Below are 20500 nucleotides of genomic sequence, written 5' to 3'. Positions count from 1 at the left end.
GGGCACCCGCAGGGGCTGTGGAGCACCGAGGAGGTGCTGGAGCATCTCGGCAGCGTTCGCGGCACGCCCGTCACGGCCGACGACGCGCTGGACGCGCTCGCCGTACTGCACAACTACAGCCTCGTCACGCTCACGGAGACCGCCGACCGGGAGGTGACCCTGCACGCGCTCACCGCCCGGGCTGCTCTGGACATCGGTCCGGATGTGCCGGAAGCGTGGCTCGCGGCTGCCGATGCCCTCGCCGAACTGTGGCCGAGTGCGGATTACAGCGCGCAGGGCTTGGCCGCGACACTCCGGGCCAACACCGGCGTGCTTGCCGGGCACCGCACCTCCGACCTGATTCGACCGTCGCGGGGAATTCACCAGCTCTTGTTCTACTGCGGGATCAGCCTCATCGAGGCGGGCCTCTACACCACCAGCATCCGGTACTGGAGCAGCCTTGCCGCAGCGAGCGAGCGGGTTCTCGGCATCGACCATCCGGACACCCTCACCGCCCGCAACAACCTCGCCGCCGCCTACTCGGACGCCGGGCACACAGACGAGGCCATGCGGCTCCAGGAGGAGGTCCTCGAGGACCGCCGGCGTGTCCTCGGCGACGACCATCCCGACACCCTCACGACCCGCAACAACCTCGCCGTCACCTACCGGAGTGCCGGACGTACCGACGACGCCGTCAGCCTCCTGGAACAGGTCCTCGAAGACCGCCGACGCGTCCTCGGCGACGACCATCCCGACACCCTCACCGCCCGCCACAACCTCGCCGTCACCGAGTCGGAGACCGGGCGGATCGACGACGCCGTCGACCTCCTGGAACAGGTCCTCGAAGACCGCCGGCGCGTCCTCGACGCAGACCACCCCGACACCCTCCTGACCTGCAACAACCTCGCCGTCATGTACTGGGAGGCCGGGCTCCGGGACCGATCGCTGGAGATGCTCCGCCAGGCAGTGGCCGATCTGGACCGCGTCCTCGGGCCGGACCATCCGGACACCGCACTGGCCACGGAGAACCTTCGTGACCTGACCCGAGGACCTCAGCCCGACGCCGCCCACGACAGCAGCACCCGCAGCCCGTCGTCCGAGGCCGAGCCCGGGTCGGCGGTGTAGGTGACCAGCGCCTGTCCGGAGTCGTCGGCGGGCCGCAGCGTGTCGTAGGCGAGGTCGAGCGTGCCGGCGAGGGGGTGGCGGAAGGACTTCCGGCCGGAGGTCTTGTCGGCGACCGGGTGGTCGGCCCACATCTGGCGGAACTCCTCGCTGCCGAGGCAGAGTCGGCCGACCAGTTCGGCGAGCAGGGGGTCGTCGGGGCGGCGGCCGGCTTCGAGGTGGAGGAAGGCGACGTTCTCGCGTGCGCAGCCCGCCCAGTCGGCGTAGAGCTCGCGGGAGGCGGGGTCGAGGAAGGTGATGCGGGCGATGTTGCGGTCCTCGACGGGCAGGGCGCCGTAGTCGCCGAACAGGGCGACGGCGGCGCGGTTCCAGGCCAGGATGTCCATCCGGTGGCCCATCACCACGGCGGGGGTGTGGTGGAGCTGTTCCAGCAGGTGCAGCAGGGAGGGGCGCGGCTGCTGGCGGACGGCGGGGCGGCGGCGCGGCCTGGGCGTGGGACGGGCGAGGCGGTGGAGGTGGCCGGACTCGTCGGGGGCGAGGCGCAGGGCGCGGGCGACGGCGTCGAGGACGGCGTCGGACGGGTTGCCGACGCGGCCCTGTTCGAGGCGGGTGTAGTAGTCGACGCTGACGCCGGCGAGGTGGGCGAGTTCCTCGCGGCGCAGTCCGGCGACGCGGCGGCGGCCGCCGTAGTCGGGGAGGTCGACGTCCTCGGGGCGCAGGCCGGCTCGGCGGGTGCGGAGGAATTCGCTCAGGGCGCTGCTCGGGTTCACGTCATGGATTCTCACCCGGACGGGTGCCGCCGTGCCTGGTCCTGCCAGGACCAGGCACGAAGAGGCACTCAGCCGGTCAGCGACGGGAAGGCCGGGACGAGCCCGCCGTCGATCACGACGTCCTGACCGGTGATGTACGAGGAGCGCTCGGAGAGCAGGAAGGCGACCGTCTCCGCGACGTCCTCGGCGGTGCCCAGCCGGCCGAGCGGGACGTGGCGGCGGATCGGCTCGTGGTCGGCCGGGTCGGGGACGGCCGCGTGGAACATCTCGGTGACGATGTAGCCGGGGCTGACCGCGTTGACCCGGATGCCGCGCCCGGCGAGTTCGCTCGCGAGGGTGCGGGCGAGGCTGAGGACGGCGGCCTTGCTGGCGGCGTAGACGGCGGCGCCGGGCAGGCCGCGGTGCGGGGTCCAGGAGGCGTTGAGGACGACCGATCCGCCGCCGGCGGCGTCCAGCAGCGGCAGGGCGTGCTGGACGGTGAAGAACACGCCCTTGAGGTTGGTGGCGACGATCCGGTCGAACTCGGCCTCCGCGACCTCGCCGACCGGTTGGAAGCCGGCCACGCCCGCGTTGGCGAAGACCCCGTCGAGGCGGCCGTACCGCTCACTCACGGTGTCGGCCAGCCGGGCGAGGTCGGCGGGTACGGAGGCGTCGGCGCGGACGGTGAGCAGCCGGTCGCCGGCGTCGAGGCGGGCCGCGGCGCGGGCGAGCCGGTCCTCGTCGCGGCCGGTGACGACGACCCGGGCGCCGGTGCCGAGGAGGTGGCGGGCGGTGGCGAAGCCCATGCCGCTGGTGCCGCCGGTGACGAGGACGGCGGGGGTGGTGGCGTCGGAGGAGATGTTGTTCATGGCGTCCACCCTCGTGACCGGCGCCGGGCCGGCACCAGGCCCGGTCCGACCGTGGGTCCCGGAGGACCACCCTCCGAAAGACACCTCTGAAGAACGGCTCCGGAAAACCGCCCTCCCGACCGGGAATCGGAGCGATCACCGGGTGGTTGGGCCAAGGCGACGGTCCACTACGGCACTCGCGAAGAAGGACTTCCCATGAAGATCGGCATCATCGGCGCGGGCAACATCGGCGGCAACCTGACGCGGCGGCTGACCGCGCTGGGGCATGAGGTGGCGGTGGCGAACTCCCGCGGCCCGGAGACGCTCAAGGCGCTGGTCGACGAGACCGGGGCGACGGCGGTGACGGTCCCCGAGGCCGCCCGCGGGGCACAGGTGGTGGTGGTGACGGTGCCGCTGAAGAACGTGCCGGACCTGCCCGCCGGGCTGCTGGACGGCGCCGCCGAGGGCGTCGCGGTGATCGACACCGGCAACTACTACCCGAAGGAGCGCGACGGCCGGATCGACGCGATCGAGGACGGCGGGCTCACCGAGAGCCGGTGGACGGAGCAGCACATCGGGCACCGGGTGGTGAAGGTGTTCAACGGCACCTACGCCCAGGACCTGCTGGAGCGTCCGCGCCCGGCGGGCGACCCGGAGCGGCTGGCCGTGCCGGTCGCCTCGGACGACGAGGCGGCCAAGCGGGTGATCCGGGCGCTGGTCAACGAGTTGGGCTTCGACACCGTGGACGCGGGCGGCATCGACGAGTCCTGGCGCCAGCAGCCGGCCACCCCGGTGTACGGGCTGCGCGCCGGTGTCGAGGCGGTCACCCGGGCGCTCGCGGAGGCGTCTCCGGAGCGCCCGGCGGCCCACAAGGCCTGACCCCGCCGAAGGAGGCGGAGCCGGCAGCTCAGTGGAGCCGGCGCGCCCCCTCCGCCGGGACGGCGGTGAGGGTGCGCGGCTCCGCGTACCCGGCCGCGCGGAACGCGGCGGTGACCTCGGCGGCGACGTGTCCGGCCGCGTCCGCGTCCACCAGGGCGATGACCGAGCCGCCGAAGCCGCCGCCGGTCATCCGCGCACCGTGGGCGCCGGCGGCCACGGCGGCCTCGACGGCGAGGTCGGTCTCCGGGCAGGAGACCCGGTAGTCGTCGCGCAGCGAGGCGTGTCCGGCGGTGAGGATCGGGCCGAGCGCGGCGGGGTCGCCGGCGTCCAGAAGGGCGACGGCGGCCTCCACCCGGGCGTTCTCGGTGACCACGTGCCGCACCAACGGGACCAGCTCCGAGGGGAGTTGGGCGAGCGCGTCGGCCAGCCCGGACGGCTGGAGCGAGCGCAGCGCGGGCAGCCCGAGCAGGGCGGCGGCCCGTTCGCAGCCGGCCCGCAGTGCGGCGTAGGCGCCGTCGCCGAGGTCGTGCTTCACCCGGGTGTCCAGGACCAGCAGGGCCAGGCCCGCGCCGGCCAGGTCGACGGGCACCTGACGCATCGTCAGATCCCGGCTGTCCAGGAACAGCGCGGCCCCGGGGCGGCAGCACATCGAGGCCATCTGGTCCATGATCCCGCAGGGCACGCCGACGAAGGCGTTCTCGGCCCGCTGTGCGAGCACCGCCAGCTCGGCGGCCGAAAGGCCCAGCCCGTACAGGTCGTTGTAGGCGGCGGCGACGACGCACTCCAGTGCGGCGGAGGAGGACAGCCCGGCGCCGCTGGGCACGTCGCTGTCCAGCCGGAGGTCCGCCCCGCCGACCGGGTGCCCGGCCTCGCGCAGCGCCCAGACCACCCCGGCCGGGTAGCCGGCCCAGCCGGGCACGGAGCCCGGCGCGAGGTCGTCGACCCGGAGCGCGACGAGTTCCCGGCCCTGCGCGGACCAGAGCCGCAGCTGTCCGTCCCCGCTGCGGGCGGCCTGGGCGCGGACGGTCTGCGGCAGGGCGATCGGGAGGACGAACCCGAGGTTGTAGTCGGTGTGTTCGCCGATCAGGTTCACCCGGCCGGGGGCGGCCCACTCCCCCTCGGACGGACGGCCGTACAGCTGCGCGAAGTCGTTCATGCGGTGGCCTCCCGCAGCCGGCGGGCCGCGTGCTCGGGGGTGACGTCGTTGACGAAGGCGTCCATGCCGGATTCCACCCCGGCCAGGTACTTGAGCTTGTCGGCGGTGCGGCGGATGGTGAACAGCTCCAGGTGCAGGGCGAGTTCGTCCCGCTGATCGGCGGGGGCCTGGTGCCAGGCGGAGATGTACGGGGTGCGGCCGGTGCCGAAGAGCCGGTCGAAGCGGCGCAGCAACTCCAGGTAGAGGGTGGGGAATTCGTCCCGCTGGTCGGCGTCCAGCGCGGTCAGGTCGGGCACCCGGCGGTGCGGGTACAGGTGCACCTCGTATGGCCAGCGGGCGGCGAAGGGGACGAAGGCTGTCCAGTGCGTCCCGGCGAGGACGACGCGCTCGCCGTGGGCGCGTTCGGCGGCGAGCAGGTCGTCGAAGAGGTTGCGGCCGGCGGTGGCGCGGTGCTCGGCGGCGCGGGCGGCCATCCGGGCGGTGCGCGGCGCGGTGAAGGGCAGGGCGTAGATCTGGCCGTGCGGGTGGGCGAGGGTGACGCCGATCTCGGCGCCCCGGTTCTCGAAGCAGTAGACCTGCCGCACGCCGGGCAGGGCGGAGAGTTCGGCGGTGCGGTCGGTCCAGGCGTCCAGGACCAGCCGGGCCCGCTCGGGGGTGAGGTCGGCGAAGGAGGCCTCGTGGTCGGCGGTGAAGCAGACCACCTCGCAGCGCCCGGCGCCGGGGCCGCTGGTCCACAGGCCCTCGGCGGCCCGGACGGGCTCCGCGGGCGGGCCGGCCAGCGAGGGGAAGCGGTTCTCGAAGACGGCCACCTGGTAGTCCGCGGCCGGGATCTCGCTGTGCCGCCCGTCCCGGGACGGGCAGAGCGGGCACTCCTCGGGCGGCGGCTGGTAGGTGCGCGCCTGGCGGTGGGCCGCGATGGTGACCCAGTCGCCGGTGGCCGGGTCGAGCCGGACCTCGGAGCCGGGGGCCTGCGGGTCGAGCGGCCGCTCGTCCACGGCGCCGCGGCGGGCGGCCGTGCCGCCGTCGCAGGCCGTGCCACCAGCGCAGGCCGTACCGCCGTCGCAGGCGGCGTCGCCGTCGCAGGCCGCGCCGCTGTCGTAGTAGATCAGTTGCCGACCGTCCGCGAGGGTGGTCACGGTCCTGACGGTGGGCTGGGTCAGGGACGTCCCGGGCATGGCCCTTCTTCCTCTGAGCTCTGAGTGGAACACCGGAATCAACAGAAAGCTACAATCTCAAACATTATCCACCAGGGCCACGCACCGGACGTGGTCGAAGGAGGCCTCCCGATGGCTGACAGCGCCCAACCGCTCGCCGGACAGCGCCGCGTGCTGATCCTGGAGCGGATCCGCGCGCGCGGCGGGGTCCGGGTCACCGAACTGGTCCGCGACCTCGGGGTCTCGGACATGACGGTCCGGCGCGACCTGGACGCGCTGGCCCGCCGCGGCCTGGTGCACAAGGTGCACGGCGGCGCGGTCCGGGTCGAGGCGCCGGCCACCGGCGAGCCCGGGTTCGAGACCAAGGCGCACTGGGAGCTGCCCGCCAAGGAGGCGATCGCCCGGGCCGCCGCCGCGCTCGTACCGCCGGGCTCGGCGGTCGGGCTGGCCGGCGGGACGACCACCTACGCGGTCGCCCGGCAGCTGCGCGCGGTCGAGGGCCTCACCGTGGTGACCAACTCGCTGCGGATCGCCGAGCTGCTGGAACAGCCCGCCGAGGACGGCACCCCGTCCACCGCCACGGTGATCCGCACCGGCGGCGTGCGGACCCCCTCGGACGCGCTGGTCGGGCCGGTGGCCGACCAGGCGATCCGCTCCCTGCACGTCAACCTGCTGGTCCTGGGCTGCCACGGCCTCTCCCCCGAGGCCGGGCTGACCACCCCGAACCTGGCCGAGGCGGAGACCAACCGCGCCTTCCTCCGCTCGGCCCGCCGGGTGGTCGTGGTGGCCGACCACACCAAGTGGAACGCGGTCGGCCTGGCCTCCTTCGCCGACCTGGACCAGCTGGACGTCCTGGTCACCGACGACGCCCTGCCCGCCGAGCAGCGGGCGGCCGCCGCCGGACTGGTCGGCGAGCTGATCGTGGCCGCGACGGCGGACCACACGGGCCGAACCGGCTGACGGATCCGAAGGATTCAGCCGGGCCGGCCCGAACTCCCCCGCACCACCAGCTCGGTGGGCAGTTCCAGCCCTTCCCCCGCCGCCGCCTCCCCGCGCACCTGGTCCAGCAGCCGGCCGACCAGCGCCGTGGCGATCGCCCGCAGCGGCAGCCGGACCGAGGTCAGCGCGGGGTGGAGGTGGCGGCAGAGCGGCGTGTCGTGGAACCCGGTGACGGCCACCCCGCCGGGCCCGACCACCAGCCCCTCCGCCCGGACCGCCTCGTACACGTCCAGCGCCAGCAGGTCGCTGCCGGCCGCGAAGGCGGTGGGCCGGTCGGGCCCGCGCAGCAGCGCCCGTACGGAGGCCACCACGGACCCCGCGGCCGCCGTACCGGAACTCCCCGCCCCGGAAGCCCCCACCGCCACCGCGGACAGGCCCAACCGGCGTGCCTCGGCCAGGAACCCGGCCCGCCGCGCCGCCATCCAGGGCAGCTCCTCGGCGGCCCCGAGGTAGCCGATCCGGCGGTGGCCGAGCGCCGCGAGGTGCCGCACCACCTCGGCCATCGCCGCCTCGTTGCCGATGTCCACCCAGCGCTGGGGCTCGCCGGGCCCGGTCCGGCCGAAGCTGGCGAACGGGACGCCGAGCCGGGCCGCGTGGGCGATCCGGACGTCCTCGTGCAGGACGTCCGCCAGCACCAGTCCGTCCACCTGGCGGGCCGCCACCAGTTCGTCGATGGCGGCCACCGGGTCGGCCGCGCCCTGCCCCGGCCGGAACAGCAGCACCCGCTGCCCCGCCGCCCCGGCCGCGTCGACCAGGGCCTCCAGGAAGCCGGCCATCAGCGGGTTGGGGTCGAGCGGGTCGTCCACCGGGGCGAGGTAGCCGAGGGTGCGCCGGGCGCCGCTGCGCAGCGAGCGGGCCGACTGGTCGGGCTGGTACCCGAGTTCGCGGATCGCCGCGTTCACCCGGTCCAGCGTCTCCGGACGGACCCGCCGCGGCGCGTTGAGCGCGTTGGAGACGGTCTGCCGGGAGACCCCGGCCGCCCGGGCGACCTCCTCGATCGTGGTGGCGCCGCGGCGCGGCCGGTGCGGTCCCTCGGGCATGCGGTTCTCCAGACGTGGTCGGTGCGCGGAGCGGGCCGGGGCCCGGGGGCCGGCCGGCGGCCCCCGGAGGCGGTCAGCGACGCAGGGTCAGCAGCCCGCCGCGCGGCACCGGGATCACGTCCGCCCGGTCCAGCTCGACCTCGCCCTGCCGGACGATACGCCCCCGGGCGTCCTGCACCGTCACCGCCACCTGCCCGCGGCCGCCGGTGAGCCGGACGTCCGGGTCGGCGTCGGCGTTGGCCACCAGCAGGGTGCGCCAGTCGTCGCCGGAGGCGTCCACCGGCAGCGCGGCGTACCGGGCCACGGCCACCGTGCCGGTGTCGGTACCGGCGCCGGTGCCGCCGCCGGTGCCGCGCGCGGTGACCATCGGGTAGCCGAGGTCCGGGCGGGCCGGGAGCAGCTCGCCGAGCTGGAGGGTGTCGGCGTGCTCGCGGAAGACGCCGAGCCAGAAGGCGATCGCCTCGCGCTGCTCCTCGCTCTGGGCGGCGAGGTCGACGGAGATCTGCGGCACCGAGAACAGCACGTTGATCAGGTGGCAGGCGACCTGCTCGGCCGGTTCCTCCCGGTGCCACATCAGCATGTCGGCGTGGACCGGGACGGGCCCGGCGGCCAGCCGCACGTCGATGGTCCGCTGTCGGTTCTCCTGCGGGCTGAGCGGGCAGTCGGTGGCACGGATCATGGTGGCGTACGGCCACAGGCCGGGGCTGACGTACGGCTGGCGGTGCTCGATCATCGCCTCCGGGTTCGCGGCGGTGATCCGGCCGCGGATCGCGGCGAGCAGCCGCTCCACGCCCTCGTCCACGCTCGCGCAGTCCGCGCCGGGGCGGGCCGGCGGGGCGTCGTCGCGCTCCGCGGCCCGGGCGAACCAGTCGACGAAGTCCACCTTGAGGCCGTCCATGCCCCACTCCTCGACGGCCCGGACGAGCCGGTCGGTGAGGAAGGCCCGGACCTCGGGGTGGCGCGGGTCGGCGACGATCGCGCCCATGTGGGCGGCGTCGGCCAGCGCGAGGTGGCCGATCTCCCGGTACGCGGCGCTGTCCTTGCCGATGAACGGCAGCGCGTACCAGAGCATGTAGCGCACCCCGAGCTCGTGCACCCGCCGGACGTGGGCGGCGGTGTCGGGCAGCGAGACCGGCTCCCAGTCGCCGCAGTGGGCGTAGCCGCGGGTGCGGTCGGCGGTCATCCAGCCGTCGTCCACGATGATCACGTCCAGGCCCAGCTCCTTGCCGAGCGCGGCCTGGGTCTCGACGCCCTTGGGGGTGATGTCCTGGTGCATCGAGTACCAGGTGGAGTACGCGGGACGGCGGGCGGCCTCCGGGATGTCGGCCGTACGGCCCTCGCCCCACCAGGCGGCCAGGTCGGCCAGGGCGCGCCCGAAGTGCCGGCGCGAGGTGTCGATCCGGACGGTGAGCCGGTCGGTGGCCTGGGCCCAGAACCGGAACTCGCCGGTCTCCTCGACCACTCCGGCCCCGGCCAGCACGTCCGGGCGGTCCGCCGCGAAGGCGCTCAGCGCGACGTCGCCGGTGCCGACCAGCGCGGCGATCGGCGCGCCGTTGGCCAGCGAGGTGCGGCGCGGGGCGCTCCAGGCGGCGGGCAGCCAGCCGGTGCCGCGCGGCTCGGGGGTCCAGAGGGCGGTGGCGTCGACGCAGGGCACCCGCCACTCGATCCGGACCTCGCCCGGGCCCTCGGCGGTCACCTCCACCACCCCGTCGGCGACGCCGCGGGCCGTGCCCGTGCCGCTCACCCGCAGGTCCAGCCCGTCGGCGTACAGCGGACGCAGGCCGCCGGCGGCGGTGGGGGCGTGCGGCTCCCAGACGTCGGCCGCCGCCGCGTCGGCCGTCGTGCCGCTCGTACCGGCCGTGGCGCCGGCCGTGCTCACGGTCGTGCCGGTGTCGTTCGTCTCGGTCATGGTCAGCCCTTCGTGGCGCCGGCCAGCAGGCCGGAGATGAACTGCCTTTGGAGGACCAGGAAGAGGACCATCATCGGCAGGGTGGACAGCGCGGTGCCGGAGAGGATCGCGCCGTAGTCGGTGTTGGACTTGTTGCCGTGCAGCGTCGCCAGGGCGACCGGCAGGGTGTGCATCTCGGGGCTGCGCAGAGCGATCAGCGGCCAGACGAACTGGTTCCAGGAGCCCAGGAAGAGGAAGATCGACAGGGCCGCCAGCACCGGCCGCATGACCGGCACCACCACGCTGAACAGCACCCGGAGTTCGCCCGCGCCGTCGACCCGGGCGGCGTCCAGGAGTTCGTCCGGCAGGCTGCTCAGCGACTGCCGCATCAGGAAGATGGCGAACGGCACGCACAGGCCCGGCAGGATCAGCGCCTGGTAGGTGTCCAGCAGGCCGAAGTCCGTCATCATCTTGAACAGCGGTACCAGTACGACCTGTTCGGGCACCACGAGGGTGGAGAGCAGCAGCGCGAAGAGCAGGGTTCGGCCGCGGAAGCGGAACTTGGCGAAGGCGTAGCCCGCGAGCAGCGCCACGACCAGGGCGCCCAGGGTCTGGACCCCCGCCACCAGCAGGGAGTTGCCGACCACCCGGAGCAGGCCGATCTTCTGTTCCAGGTGGCTCAGGTTCTCGCCGAGGCTCCCGCCGGGCAGCAGCTTCGGCGGCCAGTCGAAGACCTCGGTGTCCTTGCGGGTGGCCGAGACCACCAGCCAGTAGAAGGGGGCGATCGACAGCCCGGTGACGCCGGCCAGGAAGAAGGTCAGCGGCCAGCCGCGCAGTTTCTTGAGGTTCACTTGTCCTTCTCCCCCATCAGGCGCATCTGGACGGCGCCGAGCACCGAGACGAGCAGGGTGAGCGCGTAGGCGATGGCGGAGGCGTAGCCGAAGTCGAAGTACCGGAAGCCGTTCTGGTACAGGTACATGGAGACGGTCAGGGTGGCGTTGTCCGGCCCGCCGCCGGTCAGCACGTACGGCTCGTCGAAGAGCTGGAGCGTGCCGATGGTCGAGAGCACGACGGTGAACAGCAGCACCGGGCGCAGCGCGGGGACGGTGATCGAGGTGAAACGGCGGATCGGGCCGGCCCCGTCGACCATCGCGGCCTCGTACAACTCCCGTGGTATGGACTGGAGTCCGGCGAGGTAGATGACGGCGTTGTAGCCGGTGTAGTGCCAGGTGAGCACCACGACGACGGCCATCCGGGCCCAGACGGGCTGGCCCAGCCAGTCGACGGAGGGCAGGCCGACGGCGTTCAGCAGCCAGTTGACGGCGCCGTCGTCGGCCTTGAGCAGGTAGGCGAACATCACGCCGGTGGCGACCAGGCCGGTGACCGAGGGCATGAAGACGCCGAGCCGCCACACCGTACGCCAGCGCACCAGCGCGGAGTTGATGCCGACGGCCATCAGCAGGGCCAGGCCGAGCATCAGCGGGACCTGGACGACGAGGATCTCGCCGGTGTTGCGCAGGGCCGTCCAGAACAGCGGATCGTCCAGCAGGCGCTGGTAGTTGGCGAGTCCGGCGTCGCGGGTGGCGGCGCCGGAGCCGGTGGTGAAGGAGAGCAGCAGCGAGTCGATGACCGGGTAGGCCTTGAACACGCCGAAGGTGAGCAGGGCGGGGGCGAGCAGCAGGTACGGCACGGCGCCGCGGCGCCAGCGGGCGCGGCGGAGCCGGCCGGAGCGGCCGGGCGCCGCGGATCCCTTGGACCCCTTCGATCCCTCGGACCCCTCGGACCCCTTGGTGAGGGCGGCGGGCGGGCTGGCGGCACTCATGCGATACCGCGCCCCGTCTGCTGGGCGAGCTGCTTGGCGGCGTCCTGGAGGACGGCGGCCGGGTCGGCGCCCTTGAGGAAGACCTTGGTCTGGGCGTCGCTGACGAGCTTGAGGGCGCGGGCGTAGTCGCCGGAGTAGTTGGTCGGGTCCCCGCCCTCGACGGCGAGGTCGGTGAAGGTCTTGAGCACCGGCTGGCCGCCGTAGAAGGCGCTGGGGGCGGCGTACATCGGGTCGGCGTAGGCCTCGGTGAGGGCCGGGAAGACGCCGCCCGCGTTGAACATCGTGTTGACCGAGGCGGCGCGGGTGAGCGCGTACTCGACGAACTTCCAGGCGGCGCGGCGGCGCGGACTGGAGGCGGCGACGGCCAGGTGGGTGGAGTTGACCAGGGCGGTGCGCTTGCCGCCGGGGGTGACCGCCGGGGGCTTGGTGAGGCGCCAGTTGCCGCTCTGGTCGGGGAACTTCTTCTCCAGGTAGTGCGCGACCCAGGTGGGCATCGCGGCCGCCCCGAGCTTGCCGGTCTTCATCACCGGCGGCCAGCTCTGGACGCCGGGGGTGTCGCCGATCAGCCCGGCCTCGTCCAGCCGCTTGATGATCGTCAGGGCCCGCACGGCCGGCTCCGAGGCGACGGTGATCTTGCCCTGGAGGTCGAAGTAGAAGGCGCCCTGGAGCTGCATCAGGCCCTGGAGGAAGTCCAGGTCGGGGGTGGGGTTGGCGGCCCGGTTGACACCGATCAGGGCGATGCCGGGGTTGGCGGCCTTGAAGCGGTCGGCGACGGCGAGCAGGTCGTCCCAGGTGGCGAAGGTCTCGGGGTCGATGCCCGCCTTGTCGAAGTAGTCCTTGCGGTAGAAGAAGCCGAGCGCGTTGACCTCCCAGGGCAGCGCGTAGGCGTGGCCGTCCTTGCCGGTGACGACCGGCCACAGGCCCTTGGCGAACCTGTCCTTGTACGCGTCGGCGCCGAGCGCGGAGAGGTCGGCCAGGCCGCCGGGGAACTTCTCCTGGTAGCCGGGCAGGTAGTCACAGCCGATGTGCAGGACGTCGCCGAGGCCCTGGCCGCCGGCCGCCAGTCCGACGGTGATCTTGTCCCAGATGGCGGGCTCGCCGATGTCCTGGACGTCGACCTTGATCCCCGGGTTGTCCTTCTCGAAGGCCGGGACGATGCCGCGCAGGGCGTCGGCGGCGGTGGCCCAGGACCAGACGGTGATCGTGCCGGTGTCGGCGTCCCCGCCGGCGGCGCCTCCCGAGCCGGAGCCGCCGCCGCAGGCCGCGAGGGAGCCGCCGGCCGCGACGGCCAGCAGGCCGGCTCCGGAGGCGCGGAGAAGGTCGCGTCGGGAAAGGTGTGACATTGCATTCCTCTCGGTGGGGTGGCGCCGGAAGGCTGTGGTGCGAAGGGGGTGGTGCGAGGGGTGGCGCGAGGGGGTGCTGAGCGCAGGCGGGGGCTGCTTGGCTGTTTTGAACGTTCAAACACACAAAACAAACCAGAACCAAACAGGTTCCAACGAGCGGACACAGCAAACGCCCGCCCTCCCCGTGCCGTCAAGACCTGGAGAGGGGAACGACGGGCTCCGCAACCGTTCCGTTATCAGCCGGTGGCCCGACCCTGCGGACGGGCACCGGATCGGTTTCCGGCCAGAATTGTCATGCATCCATCCACTTTCGACCGGCCCCGCCACCCGTCCGACTAGGGTCGCTCCAGCTTCGCGGCACGGCGCCGTACGGCCATCGCGCGGCGCTCCGCGGACCCGTCGATTGGACTGGTGAGTAGTGAACATCAAGCATCGCCACGTGCCCGGTCGTTCATGGACGGCGACGGTCCGGGGCCGGCTCGCCGCCGCGGTGGGGGTGGTCACCCTGCTGGTGGCCGTCCTCACCGGCACGGCCGCCGGCACGGCCACCGCGGCACCGGCGGCGGCACCGGTCGCCGCCGCCCAGGCCTCCCCCGGCTGGGTCTGTCCCGGCACACCCATACCGGACGGCTACGTGATCACCCAGCGCCAGCCGAGCGGGTGCAACAAGGCCGGCGCCTGGTACATCCAACCCGTGCAGAACGGCATCTGGACCTGCGCCACCTCGCCGATTCCCCCCGGCTACGTGATCACCCTCCACAACGCCACCGGCTGCAGCGGCATCGACTACTGGTACCTGGAAGTGCCCCGCGACGGCCAGTACACCTGCGCGGGCTCACCGATCCCGCCCGGGTACGTGCTCACCGGCCACATGAACTCCGGCTGCGGCAACATCGGCTCGTGGTACCAGCAACTGGCCCGCGTCGGCGAGTACATGTGCCCCTACCAGCCCGTTCCGGCCGGCTTCCGCGCCGGCACCTACAACGCGAGCATGTGCAGCGGCCTCGGGGGCTGGTACCTGCTCGCCGCCTGATCCGACCGTCCCCGGCGGGCACCGCGCAGCGCCGAGCGCCCGGTGCCCGCCGGGGAGTCCGACCGTCCCGCGTCCCGGCCGCCCGTCAGCCGCTCACCCGGACTCAGTCTTCCGCCGACCGCGGCTCCCCATCGGCGCCGGGGAACCGCGTCCCCGGGGTGACCGGGATCCCGCGCGACATGGCCTCGAAGTCCAGGATCGGGTGGGTCAGGATCTCCTCGACCTCGTCGGTCAGGAGGTTGCCCAGGATGAACTCCTCCTCCGCCCCCGACCCGAAGGTGACGACCTGTCCGCTCGACTGGATCATCCAGTTGAGCAGCTCCCGCTCACTGCTCTCCGCGAGGTGGATCTCCCGGCCGGGGTGGTCGCGCCGGATGCCGTCCACGACCTCGCGGACGTCCTCGACCGCCACCCCGAGCCTGCGGACCGTGTCCGGCGACGCCCGTCGGCCCCACCACTGGAAGATCACCCACTGGGCGACCGAGGGGTGCGACATGATCTCGGCCGCGAGCTCCGGCAGTTGGTGGAGGTTCTCGGCACTCGCCACGGTGTGCACCCGCACCCGGTCGAAGCCCTCGGCGTCGCACAGCGCGAGGGATTCCAGCAGCGCCCGCAGGAGGTTGCTGTCCGGGCTTCGGCGGAACGCCCGCTGCACGTCCGCGGTGACGGCGTCCAGCGGCAGCCGCAGCGAGGACAGCCCCCGGAGCCGGGCGAGCTTCTCGGCGGTGAGCGTGTAGCCGGTGGTGTCGAGGCCGACCTTGAGCCCGGCGGCGATGGCATGGTCGACGACGTCGAAGATCGGCGGCCACAGCAGCGGGTCACCGCCGGCCAGGACCAGGTCGGTCGTCCCGTGCGCGGCCAGCTTCCCGATGATCCGGTCCGCCTGGGCGAGGTCGATCTGCTCGGCGGCGAACGGGTTGTAGCAGCCCTGGCAGGACATCGGACAGCGGTTGTTGATCGACCAGTTGACCCGCCGCACGCGCCGGCCCGTACGCGGCCGGTCGGCCCGGCCGCGGATCCCGGCCACCAGCTGGGCCAGGCGCCGGGCCTGCGGGAGGGTGGCGTCCGCGAGCAGTTCCTCGGCCCGTTCGACGGCGGCCGCGGTGGCGTTGTTCTGGAGCAGCAGGAACGCCAGGCGCCACCGCATGGCCTCGTCGGCCGGGTCCCGGACCAGGGCCTGTTCGACCCGCGAGGTCAGGGCGCCGAGGTAGCCGGGGTTGAAGTGGGATGGTTCCAGGCGCCGTTGGAAGTCGTCGGCGATCGACCCGCGCTCCAGGGCCCGGTCGTAGCCGGCCCGCAACGGGTGCGGGGGCAGGATCTCCACGTGCTGCCGAGTGGACATGGGATGCTCTCCGGTGGGGGTCAGTTCGAGGCGGACGGCAGCAGGACGACCATCGAGTCGGCGGACGACAGCCCCATGCTCTCGACGAAGACCGCGTCCCGGACGCGCTGCGCGACGGCGGGGTGGGTGGGGGCGTCGAGGTAGCGGGCGGTGGATTCGAGCGGGGTCAGGCCCCGTTCGGCGATCAGGGTGCGCAGGGCCCGCGGGAGGTTGTCGAGGTCGTCGCGTATCCCGGCCAGGTCGAACCGGTCGGCCAGCCGCGTCGCGGCCCTGCGGGCCTTGGCCAGGTTGGTCGGCGGATCCTGGACGGTCGCCTTCGCCAGGTAGTAGGGGACGGGCTGCATCATCCAGGCCAGCGCCGCGCGCGGATCGTCCTCGTGGCCGGGCAGGTCGAAGGCCTCCGGCCCGAGCCCGAGGCCGTCGCAGAACCACTCGGGCCGCATGCTGATCCGGTAGTGGGCGTGGCCGGCCAGCCGGAACGCCGGAAGCCGGGCGATGACGGACGTCGTCTCGATCCCGAAGGTGTCGGAGATCCGCCGCATCCTCCGCCCCACCACGGCCCGGACGTCCGGCACGTGCGCGTCCTCGCCCACGAGGTGGATCAGGTCGAGGTTGGAGACGACGTCTCCGTCCGGCCCGGTGCGGTGGTCGCCACGCGCGAGCGAACCGGTCGCCGCCACCGACATGCCGGTGACGTCGGCGAACTCACGGGCCAACTCCTGGAACAGCAGGGGGACGTCTTCGGGTCTCACGTGGCTCCTCGGGTGTCGGCGGCGACGGCGAGGAAGAGAGCTTCACGCGCTCTTCCAAGTCCTTTTACATCGTGGAGAGTTCGTATTCAGGCGCGCAGCCTAACAGCGGCTCACCACAAATGGTCACGTTCGCATCAACTACCCCATGCGATATGACCGATACGCCGACAGAATCATTCATATCCGGTCAATCGAAGGCCACTCGACGCACGTAGACCGGGAACGGGTCGGGCCCGACGAACGCGACCGCCCCCACCGCACCGAAGTGGTACAGCCGGTGGCCGATCTCCCCGGCGGACCGAGGGCCGAACCGGCTGTTGAGGTCGGCAGCCTGGTCCGCGTCCAGCGCGAGCAGAGCGAGGCCGGCCCGGACGCGGACTTCCTCGACTTGGAAAGCGATGCCAGGTACATCCAGACGTGGCAACCGCTGGTTCTGCCTGGGCTCTTGCAGACCGAGGACTACGCACGCGCCTTGCTTGGAGCGAACCCGGCGGCTGTCCGCCCCGAACGCATCGACCAACTCGTCAAAGTGCGGATGGAGCGCAAGGGCGTCCTGGTCAAGTCAGAGCCTACGCGCTTCTGGGCGATCATCTGGGAGCCCGCTCTCCGATGCCCGGTCGGTGGAACCAACGTACAGCGCGCACAGTTGGACTACCTGGTAGAAGCCGCACAACGCCCCAACGTCACCTTGCAGGTCGTCCCGCTCGATGTCGGCGCAGTCGCTGGAGCGTGCGGAGCGTTCGTGATGTTCGGCTTCACCGATTCACCGAATCCGGGGGCAGTGTTTCTTGAGACCCTGACCAGCAGCCACTATCTGGAGCAGGAAGCGGAACTGGACGGCTATGGGCTTGTCTTCGACTACCTGAGGTCATCGGCCCTGAATCCGGCCCAGTCGATCGATATGATCACCGCCATCGCGACAGGGACGTGAGTGCGAGATCAGAGAAGAGGGTGAGCACATGACCATGCCGGAGATCTCCGCCCGCGGCTGGTACAAGAGCAGCTACAGCGCCCAGGCGAACGACTGCGTAGAGACCACGCTCGTCGCCAGCAGCGGCATGGCGGTCCGGGACTCGAAGGACCCGAACGGCCCGGCCCTCGCCTTCCCCACCGACACCTGGACGGCGTTCGTCACCGCCCTCAAGACCGGCGAACTTCCCAACACGTGAGCACCCCCGCGCGAGAAGTCGGCCCAACCGACTTCTCGCGCAACCACACCCACTCGCTCAAGCGAACGGGAATGCCACCCTCAGCACCTCGACGAGGCGGGCCTTGACTGCCTCCGTATAAGCAAGCAGGGTCCGCTGCCCGCCGTCTACGAAGTCGCCGCCCTGGAGAAGCGGGAGGCACTCGCGGCGCCTGCGCGCGAGGGCAAACCCTGGATGTGGCCTTCGATCGGCTTCGGACAGCAGCCCTCGATGTAGGGCCGACGCGGCGGCTCGTCACACAGATTGCAAAGGAACTCGAATGATCGACCCGAGTCGGGACAACCTGACGCACGCGGCTTGGCGAAAGAGCAGGTACAGCGCCAACCAGGGCAACTGCATCGAGGTCGCCGACGGCTTTACCGGCACCGTTCCCGTCCGGGACTCCAAGGACCCCAACGGCCCGGCGCTCGTCTTCCCCGCCGACGCGTGGTCCGCCTTCCTCGCCGCCCTCAAGACCGGCGAACTTCCCAACACGTGAGCACCCCCGCGCGAGAAGTCGGCCCAACCGACTTCTCGCGCAACCGATCAGCCAGGACGCCGCCCGCCGCACGACTGACCGGAGCAACAGCCGGAGGGTCCTGCTCCGGCATGACCCGCCCCGGTGCGGCCCGGCGGCTTCAGGGGGCCGCCGGTGGGGCGAGGTCCTTCGTCATGAAGACCCTGCTGGTGCCCGGCGGGTCGCACGGGACGTCGCCCAGGCGTCGCCAGCCGTGCTTCGCGTAGAACCCGGGCGCCTGGAAGCTGATCGTGTACAGCACCGCCGTGCGGCAGCCGCGTGCGCGGGCCTCGTTCTCGGCCCGGCGCAGGATCTCGCTGCCCAGGCCGCCACCGCGCAGCTCGCGCGGCAGGAAGAACAGGTCGAGGAAGAACAGCCCGAGTGAGGTGCGCCCGGTCAGACCGCCGATCACCTGGCCGGTCCGGGAGTCGCGTACCAGGACGGCCAGCGGGCGGCGGTCGTCGATGGCGGTCGTGTCGGTGTTGAACCGGTCCAGGGCATCGGAGACGAACGATACGTCGGTGGGCTCCGGGGCATCGGTGACCGTGAGGCCGATGCCGGGCCAGGGGTTCGGTGGGGTGCTGTCGGTGGCGGGCATGAGGTTCCCAGGGCGGTCGGCGGAAGGGGTACGGGCGGAGGACGCGGTGGCCTCGGCCGGTACGGGACGATAGGGCGCGGACGCTTCGGCCCGACCCGAATCGAGACCGACGACAATCGAAGGCATGGACGATCAGCGCGAGAGCCGGGACGTCGGTGTGGACCTGGCCGTCGTGGCCAGGCTGCTGGCCGACGGCACCAGGGCGGACTTCTGTCTGGCCCTGCTGGACGGCCGGGCCTGGACGGCCAAGGAACTGGCCCGCCACGCCGGTGTCGCGGCCTCGTCCGCGACCGAGCATCTGAATGTGCTCGTACGCGGCGGACTCCTCGTCGAGGAACGGCACGGACGCCACCGCTACCTGCGGATGGCCGACCCGCGCGTGATGGCCCTGATCGAGAGCCTCGCCGCGCTCGCACCGCACCGCGCCCCCGGACCGCGTTCGCTGTCGGGCTCGGGGCGGCAGCGGGCCCTGGCCCGGGCCCGGCTGTGCTACGACCATCTGGCCGGGGAACTGGGCCTGGCCGTCACCGACTCGATGGCCGATCGCGGCCTGCTGGACTGGGGCGCCGATCCATCGCTCACCGCCAAGGGGGCGGCCTGGATCGGAGACCTGGGCATCGCACTGCCCGACGCCTCCCGCAGGCCGCTGGTACGCGCCTGCCTGGACTGGACCGAACGGCGCCCGCATCTGGGCGGGGCCGTCGGCGCCGCCGTCTGCGGGCACGCCCTGGCCGCGGGGTGGCTGACCCGGATCGGAACCACCCGCGCCCTCGCCGTCACGGATCTGGGCAGACGTGAACTGCGCGAGCACCTCGGACTGCCCGCGACCACCGACATGCCGTCCCGGGACCAGGAGGCGGACTAGCCTCCCCGGGACGCTCGGGGCCGGGCGCGAACGGGGCCCGCGCGAGGAGTCGGCCGGGCCGACTTCTCGCGCTCCCGGCCGCGCGGCGCTACGGGAGCACCGGGCGCAGGACCTCGGCCACCCGGGCCTTGACCACCTCACCGTGGACGAGCAGGGCGGGCCGGCCCCCGCGCTCAACCGAAACACCGAGGTCCGCCAGCACGTACAGGGCGCGCAGGGTGCGCACCGTGTTGGAGGCCCAGACCGGCATCGGCCCGCGCTCGTACGGGGCGAGGGCCTCGGCGATCGGCGACAGCCAGGCGGTCGACCGCTCCGGCGTCAGGTCGGGGCGGGTGAGGACGAGGGCCACGGCCTTGGCGAGCCGGTCGTCCTCCCGCTCCGCGAACAGGTACTCCGTCGGGGCGAGCAGGCGCTCGGCGGCGAGCGCGAGCAGCGGCTCGGGGTCGACCTCGGGCCGCAGGCCGAAGGCCCCCAGCAGGTCCGCGCCGTGCGCCACCGCGTGCAGCCACCCGAGCGCGTCGTCACGGCCCCGCAGGTCGGCCTCCGCGCGGTACCAGGCGGCGAACGCGTCAACCCACGACAGCCTGAGCACCCCCTGACCCACGATCATCTTCAGGACGAGCGGGGCGAACGTCCGGGCTTCAATCCGCGGATCGGTGAAGCGCTCCGCCATCAGGTCCCCGAGCGCCAGACACCCCTCACCGTCGATCACCCCGCCCCGTATCCAGGCGTCCAGCACCGCGTACGGGTAACCGTCCCTGACCTCCGGGTCCGGATCCCCCAGAGCCACCGCCAGCTCCGCGGTCAGTTCGTCCAGCCCGCGCCCCGGGGGAAGAGCACAGTCGTTCTCGTAGATCTCACGCCAGTTCGTCACGCGCGGACCCTATCGGCGGCCGCCGAGCCCTTTCACCTGCATTTTCGCCCTCGCCGGCAAGGCCTCGACCGGTTGGCTCCGATCAACACCCGCCCGAAAAGGATCATCACTCCGATAAAATCGAGTCCGTCGAGCACAGGGACGACAAGCGGCTGGACCTGTCCAATGACGCGAACAGGTTCACCGCCTCGGTCGTGATGGGCGATTCCGGCACGGCGCCGGACACCCTGCACCTGACCGTCGTCGCCCCCTGCGTCCCGCGCGGCGCCGGCCGGGGGGCCTCCGCGAGCGGCTGACGGCGAAGCCCCGCCCGGTCCCGTGTGGGAAGTCGGCCGGGCCGACTTCCCACACGG

21 protein-coding genes are annotated in these 20500 nt (G+C 72.8%); 8 read left to right on the top strand and 13 right to left on the bottom strand.

Translation table 11 applies throughout. From position 1 onward, the window contains the following. On the top strand, positions 1 to 1104 hold a 1104-nt coding region (locus ACWDCZ_RS32735; protein WP_449817745.1), incomplete at its 5' end, for a tetratricopeptide repeat protein. On the opposite strand, the gene ACWDCZ_RS32730 is transcribed toward ACWDCZ_RS32735, so the two are convergent. Both ACWDCZ_RS32730 and ACWDCZ_RS32725 read right to left on the bottom strand, forming a co-directional pair. Then, entirely contained in the window at positions 1032 to 1871 is an 840-nt protein-coding gene (locus ACWDCZ_RS32730) for a helix-turn-helix domain-containing protein (RefSeq protein ID WP_241852881.1), read from the bottom strand. The two genes, ACWDCZ_RS32735 and ACWDCZ_RS32730, sit on opposite strands and share 73 nt — an antisense overlap. A gap of 68 nt (positions 1872 to 1939) precedes the next feature. After that, the gene (locus tag ACWDCZ_RS32725; RefSeq protein WP_449817744.1) at positions 1940 to 2719 is read right to left on the bottom strand and encodes an SDR family NAD(P)-dependent oxidoreductase; all 780 of its coding nucleotides are present in this window, start codon (positions 2717 to 2719) and stop codon (positions 1940 to 1942) included. 195 nt (positions 2720 to 2914) lie between these two features. On the opposite strand from ACWDCZ_RS32725, the gene ACWDCZ_RS32720 reads away from it, so the two are divergent. Continuing rightward, positions 2915 to 3577, top strand: a complete 663-nt coding sequence (locus tag ACWDCZ_RS32720; protein ID WP_449817743.1) for an NADPH-dependent F420 reductase — start codon at positions 2915 to 2917, stop codon at positions 3575 to 3577. Between the two features lie 28 nt (positions 3578 to 3605). Here ACWDCZ_RS32720 and galK read toward each other — a convergent pair whose 3' ends face one another. After that, positions 3606 to 4733, bottom strand: coding sequence for a galactokinase (galK, locus tag ACWDCZ_RS32715; protein WP_449817742.1), 1128 nt, complete (start codon positions 4731 to 4733; stop codon positions 3606 to 3608). Then, complete coding sequence (gene galT, locus ACWDCZ_RS32710; RefSeq protein ID WP_449817741.1) at positions 4730 to 5908, bottom strand: galactose-1-phosphate uridylyltransferase; 1179 nt, start codon at positions 5906 to 5908, stop codon at positions 4730 to 4732. Before galT ends, galK begins: the two co-directional genes overlap by 4 nt. Before the next feature lie 111 nt (positions 5909 to 6019). Between galT and ACWDCZ_RS32705 the strand changes: the two genes are divergently transcribed. Continuing rightward, on the top strand, positions 6020 to 6847 hold the full coding sequence (locus ACWDCZ_RS32705; RefSeq protein WP_449817740.1) for a DeoR/GlpR family DNA-binding transcription regulator: 828 nt from the start codon (positions 6020 to 6022) through the stop codon (positions 6845 to 6847). Positions 6848 to 6861: 14 nt separating this feature from the next. Here ACWDCZ_RS32705 and ACWDCZ_RS32700 read toward each other — a convergent pair whose 3' ends face one another. The 5 genes from ACWDCZ_RS32700 to ACWDCZ_RS32680 all read right to left on the bottom strand — a co-directional run bounded on the left by ACWDCZ_RS32700 (position 6862) and on the right by ACWDCZ_RS32680 (position 12979). Beyond that, positions 6862 to 7926 (bottom strand): LacI family DNA-binding transcriptional regulator, encoded by a 1065-nt coding sequence (locus ACWDCZ_RS32700; RefSeq protein ID WP_074002529.1) that lies wholly within the window; start codon positions 7924 to 7926, stop codon positions 6862 to 6864. Positions 7927 to 7999: 73 nt separating this feature from the next. Next, positions 8000 to 9835: a glycoside hydrolase family 36 protein gene (locus tag ACWDCZ_RS32695; protein ID WP_449817739.1), complete on the bottom strand. Its 1836-nt coding sequence runs from the start codon at positions 9833 to 9835 to the stop codon at positions 8000 to 8002. A 2-nt stretch (positions 9836 to 9837) separates the two neighbouring features. Next, positions 9838 to 10665 carry a carbohydrate ABC transporter permease gene (locus ACWDCZ_RS32690; RefSeq protein ID WP_053111977.1) on the bottom strand — a complete coding sequence of 276 codons (828 nt, stop codon included), beginning with the start codon at positions 10663 to 10665 and terminating at the stop codon, positions 9838 to 9840. Further along, complete coding sequence (locus tag ACWDCZ_RS32685; protein ID WP_449817738.1) at positions 10662 to 11636, bottom strand: carbohydrate ABC transporter permease; 975 nt, start codon at positions 11634 to 11636, stop codon at positions 10662 to 10664. Before ACWDCZ_RS32685 ends, ACWDCZ_RS32690 begins: the two co-directional genes overlap by 4 nt. After that, complete coding sequence (locus ACWDCZ_RS32680) at positions 11633 to 12979, bottom strand: extracellular solute-binding protein (protein ID WP_449817737.1); 1347 nt, start codon at positions 12977 to 12979, stop codon at positions 11633 to 11635. The genes ACWDCZ_RS32685 and ACWDCZ_RS32680 overlap by 4 nt, the downstream gene beginning before the upstream one ends. A 439-nt stretch (positions 12980 to 13418) precedes the next feature. Here ACWDCZ_RS32680 and ACWDCZ_RS32675 point away from each other — a divergent pair, with 439 nt between their 5' ends. After that, positions 13419 to 14012 carry a hypothetical protein gene (locus tag ACWDCZ_RS32675; RefSeq protein ID WP_049650074.1) on the top strand — a complete coding sequence of 198 codons (594 nt, stop codon included), beginning with the start codon at positions 13419 to 13421 and terminating at the stop codon, positions 14010 to 14012. A gap of 103 nt (positions 14013 to 14115) precedes the next feature. Here the strand turns inward: ACWDCZ_RS32675 and ACWDCZ_RS32670 are convergent, their stop codons facing one another. Together ACWDCZ_RS32670 and ACWDCZ_RS32665 are read right to left on the bottom strand one after the other, a co-directional pair. Further along, on the bottom strand, positions 14116 to 15354 hold the full coding sequence (locus ACWDCZ_RS32670) for a radical SAM protein (RefSeq protein WP_449817736.1): 1239 nt from the start codon (positions 15352 to 15354) through the stop codon (positions 14116 to 14118). A gap of 20 nt (positions 15355 to 15374) precedes the next feature. Next, complete coding sequence (locus ACWDCZ_RS32665) at positions 15375 to 16106, bottom strand: hypothetical protein (protein ID WP_380777494.1); 732 nt, start codon at positions 16104 to 16106, stop codon at positions 15375 to 15377. A gap of 145 nt (positions 16107 to 16251) precedes the next feature. On the opposite strand from ACWDCZ_RS32665, the gene ACWDCZ_RS32660 reads away from it, so the two are divergent. The 3 genes from ACWDCZ_RS32660 (at position 16252) to ACWDCZ_RS32650 (ending at position 17792) form a co-directional block, all read left to right on the top strand. Continuing rightward, positions 16252 to 17037 carry a DUF5753 domain-containing protein gene (locus tag ACWDCZ_RS32660; protein ID WP_449817735.1) on the top strand — a complete coding sequence of 262 codons (786 nt, stop codon included), beginning with the start codon at positions 16252 to 16254 and terminating at the stop codon, positions 17035 to 17037. Positions 17038 to 17065: 28 nt separating this feature from the next. Beyond that, on the top strand, positions 17066 to 17275 hold the full coding sequence (locus ACWDCZ_RS32655; RefSeq protein WP_063780067.1) for a DUF397 domain-containing protein: 210 nt from the start codon (positions 17066 to 17068) through the stop codon (positions 17273 to 17275). Between the two features lie 298 nt (positions 17276 to 17573). After that, positions 17574 to 17792, top strand: a complete 219-nt coding sequence (locus ACWDCZ_RS32650; RefSeq protein WP_380743767.1) for a DUF397 domain-containing protein — start codon at positions 17574 to 17576, stop codon at positions 17790 to 17792. 139 nt (positions 17793 to 17931) lie between these two features. Here the strand turns inward: ACWDCZ_RS32650 and ACWDCZ_RS32645 are convergent, their stop codons facing one another. Further along, positions 17932 to 18408 (bottom strand): GNAT family N-acetyltransferase, encoded by a 477-nt coding sequence (locus ACWDCZ_RS32645; RefSeq protein WP_449817734.1) that lies wholly within the window; start codon positions 18406 to 18408, stop codon positions 17932 to 17934. Between the two features lie 124 nt (positions 18409 to 18532). On the opposite strand from ACWDCZ_RS32645, the gene ACWDCZ_RS32640 reads away from it, so the two are divergent. Then, entirely contained in the window at positions 18533 to 19273 is a 741-nt protein-coding gene (locus ACWDCZ_RS32640; RefSeq protein WP_449817733.1) for an ArsR/SmtB family transcription factor, read from the top strand. A gap of 88 nt (positions 19274 to 19361) precedes the next feature. Here ACWDCZ_RS32640 and ACWDCZ_RS32635 read toward each other — a convergent pair whose 3' ends face one another. Further along, positions 19362 to 20147, bottom strand: coding sequence for a DUF2785 domain-containing protein (locus ACWDCZ_RS32635; RefSeq protein WP_449817732.1), 786 nt, complete (start codon positions 20145 to 20147; stop codon positions 19362 to 19364). Between the last annotated feature and the right edge of the window lie 353 nt (positions 20148 to 20500).

This window comes from Kitasatospora sp. NPDC001225 (assembly GCF_053597855.1).
The sequence above is the reverse complement of the archived record's forward strand: the minus strand, read 5'-3'. Positions and strand labels throughout refer to the sequence as shown.

What these genes read in the sequence shown, in the direction of transcription:
- ACWDCZ_RS32725 (WP_449817744.1), bottom strand. Translation starts at nt 2,719, where the DNA reads ATGAACAACATCTCCTCCGACGCCACCACCCCCGCCGTCCTCGTCACC.
- ACWDCZ_RS32720 (WP_449817743.1), top strand. Translation starts at nt 2,915, where the DNA reads ATGAAGATCGGCATCATCGGCGCGGGCAACATCGGCGGCAACCTGACG.
- galK (WP_449817742.1), bottom strand. Translation starts at nt 4,733, where the DNA reads ATGAACGACTTCGCGCAGCTGTACGGCCGTCCGTCCGAGGGGGAGTGG.
- galT (WP_449817741.1), bottom strand. Translation starts at nt 5,908, where the DNA reads ATGCCCGGGACGTCCCTGACCCAGCCCACCGTCAGGACCGTGACCACC.
- ACWDCZ_RS32705 (WP_449817740.1), top strand. Translation starts at nt 6,020, where the DNA reads ATGGCTGACAGCGCCCAACCGCTCGCCGGACAGCGCCGCGTGCTGATC.
- ACWDCZ_RS32700 (WP_074002529.1), bottom strand. Translation starts at nt 7,926, where the DNA reads ATGCCCGAGGGACCGCACCGGCCGCGCCGCGGCGCCACCACGATCGAG.
- ACWDCZ_RS32695 (WP_449817739.1), bottom strand. Translation starts at nt 9,835, where the DNA reads ATGACCGAGACGAACGACACCGGCACGACCGTGAGCACGGCCGGCGCC.
- ACWDCZ_RS32685 (WP_449817738.1), bottom strand. Translation starts at nt 11,636, where the DNA reads ATGAGTGCCGCCAGCCCGCCCGCCGCCCTCACCAAGGGGTCCGAGGGG.
- ACWDCZ_RS32680 (WP_449817737.1), bottom strand. Translation starts at nt 12,979, where the DNA reads ATGTCACACCTTTCCCGACGCGACCTTCTCCGCGCCTCCGGAGCCGGC.
- ACWDCZ_RS32670 (WP_449817736.1), bottom strand. Translation starts at nt 15,354, where the DNA reads ATGTCCACTCGGCAGCACGTGGAGATCCTGCCCCCGCACCCGTTGCGG.
- ACWDCZ_RS32660 (WP_449817735.1), top strand. Translation starts at nt 16,252, where the DNA reads ATGCGATATGACCGATACGCCGACAGAATCATTCATATCCGGTCAATC.
- ACWDCZ_RS32655 (WP_063780067.1), top strand. Translation starts at nt 17,066, where the DNA reads ATGACCATGCCGGAGATCTCCGCCCGCGGCTGGTACAAGAGCAGCTAC.
- ACWDCZ_RS32650 (WP_380743767.1), top strand. Translation starts at nt 17,574, where the DNA reads ATGATCGACCCGAGTCGGGACAACCTGACGCACGCGGCTTGGCGAAAG.
- ACWDCZ_RS32645 (WP_449817734.1), bottom strand. Translation starts at nt 18,408, where the DNA reads ATGCCCGCCACCGACAGCACCCCACCGAACCCCTGGCCCGGCATCGGC.
- ACWDCZ_RS32640 (WP_449817733.1), top strand. Translation starts at nt 18,533, where the DNA reads ATGGACGATCAGCGCGAGAGCCGGGACGTCGGTGTGGACCTGGCCGTC.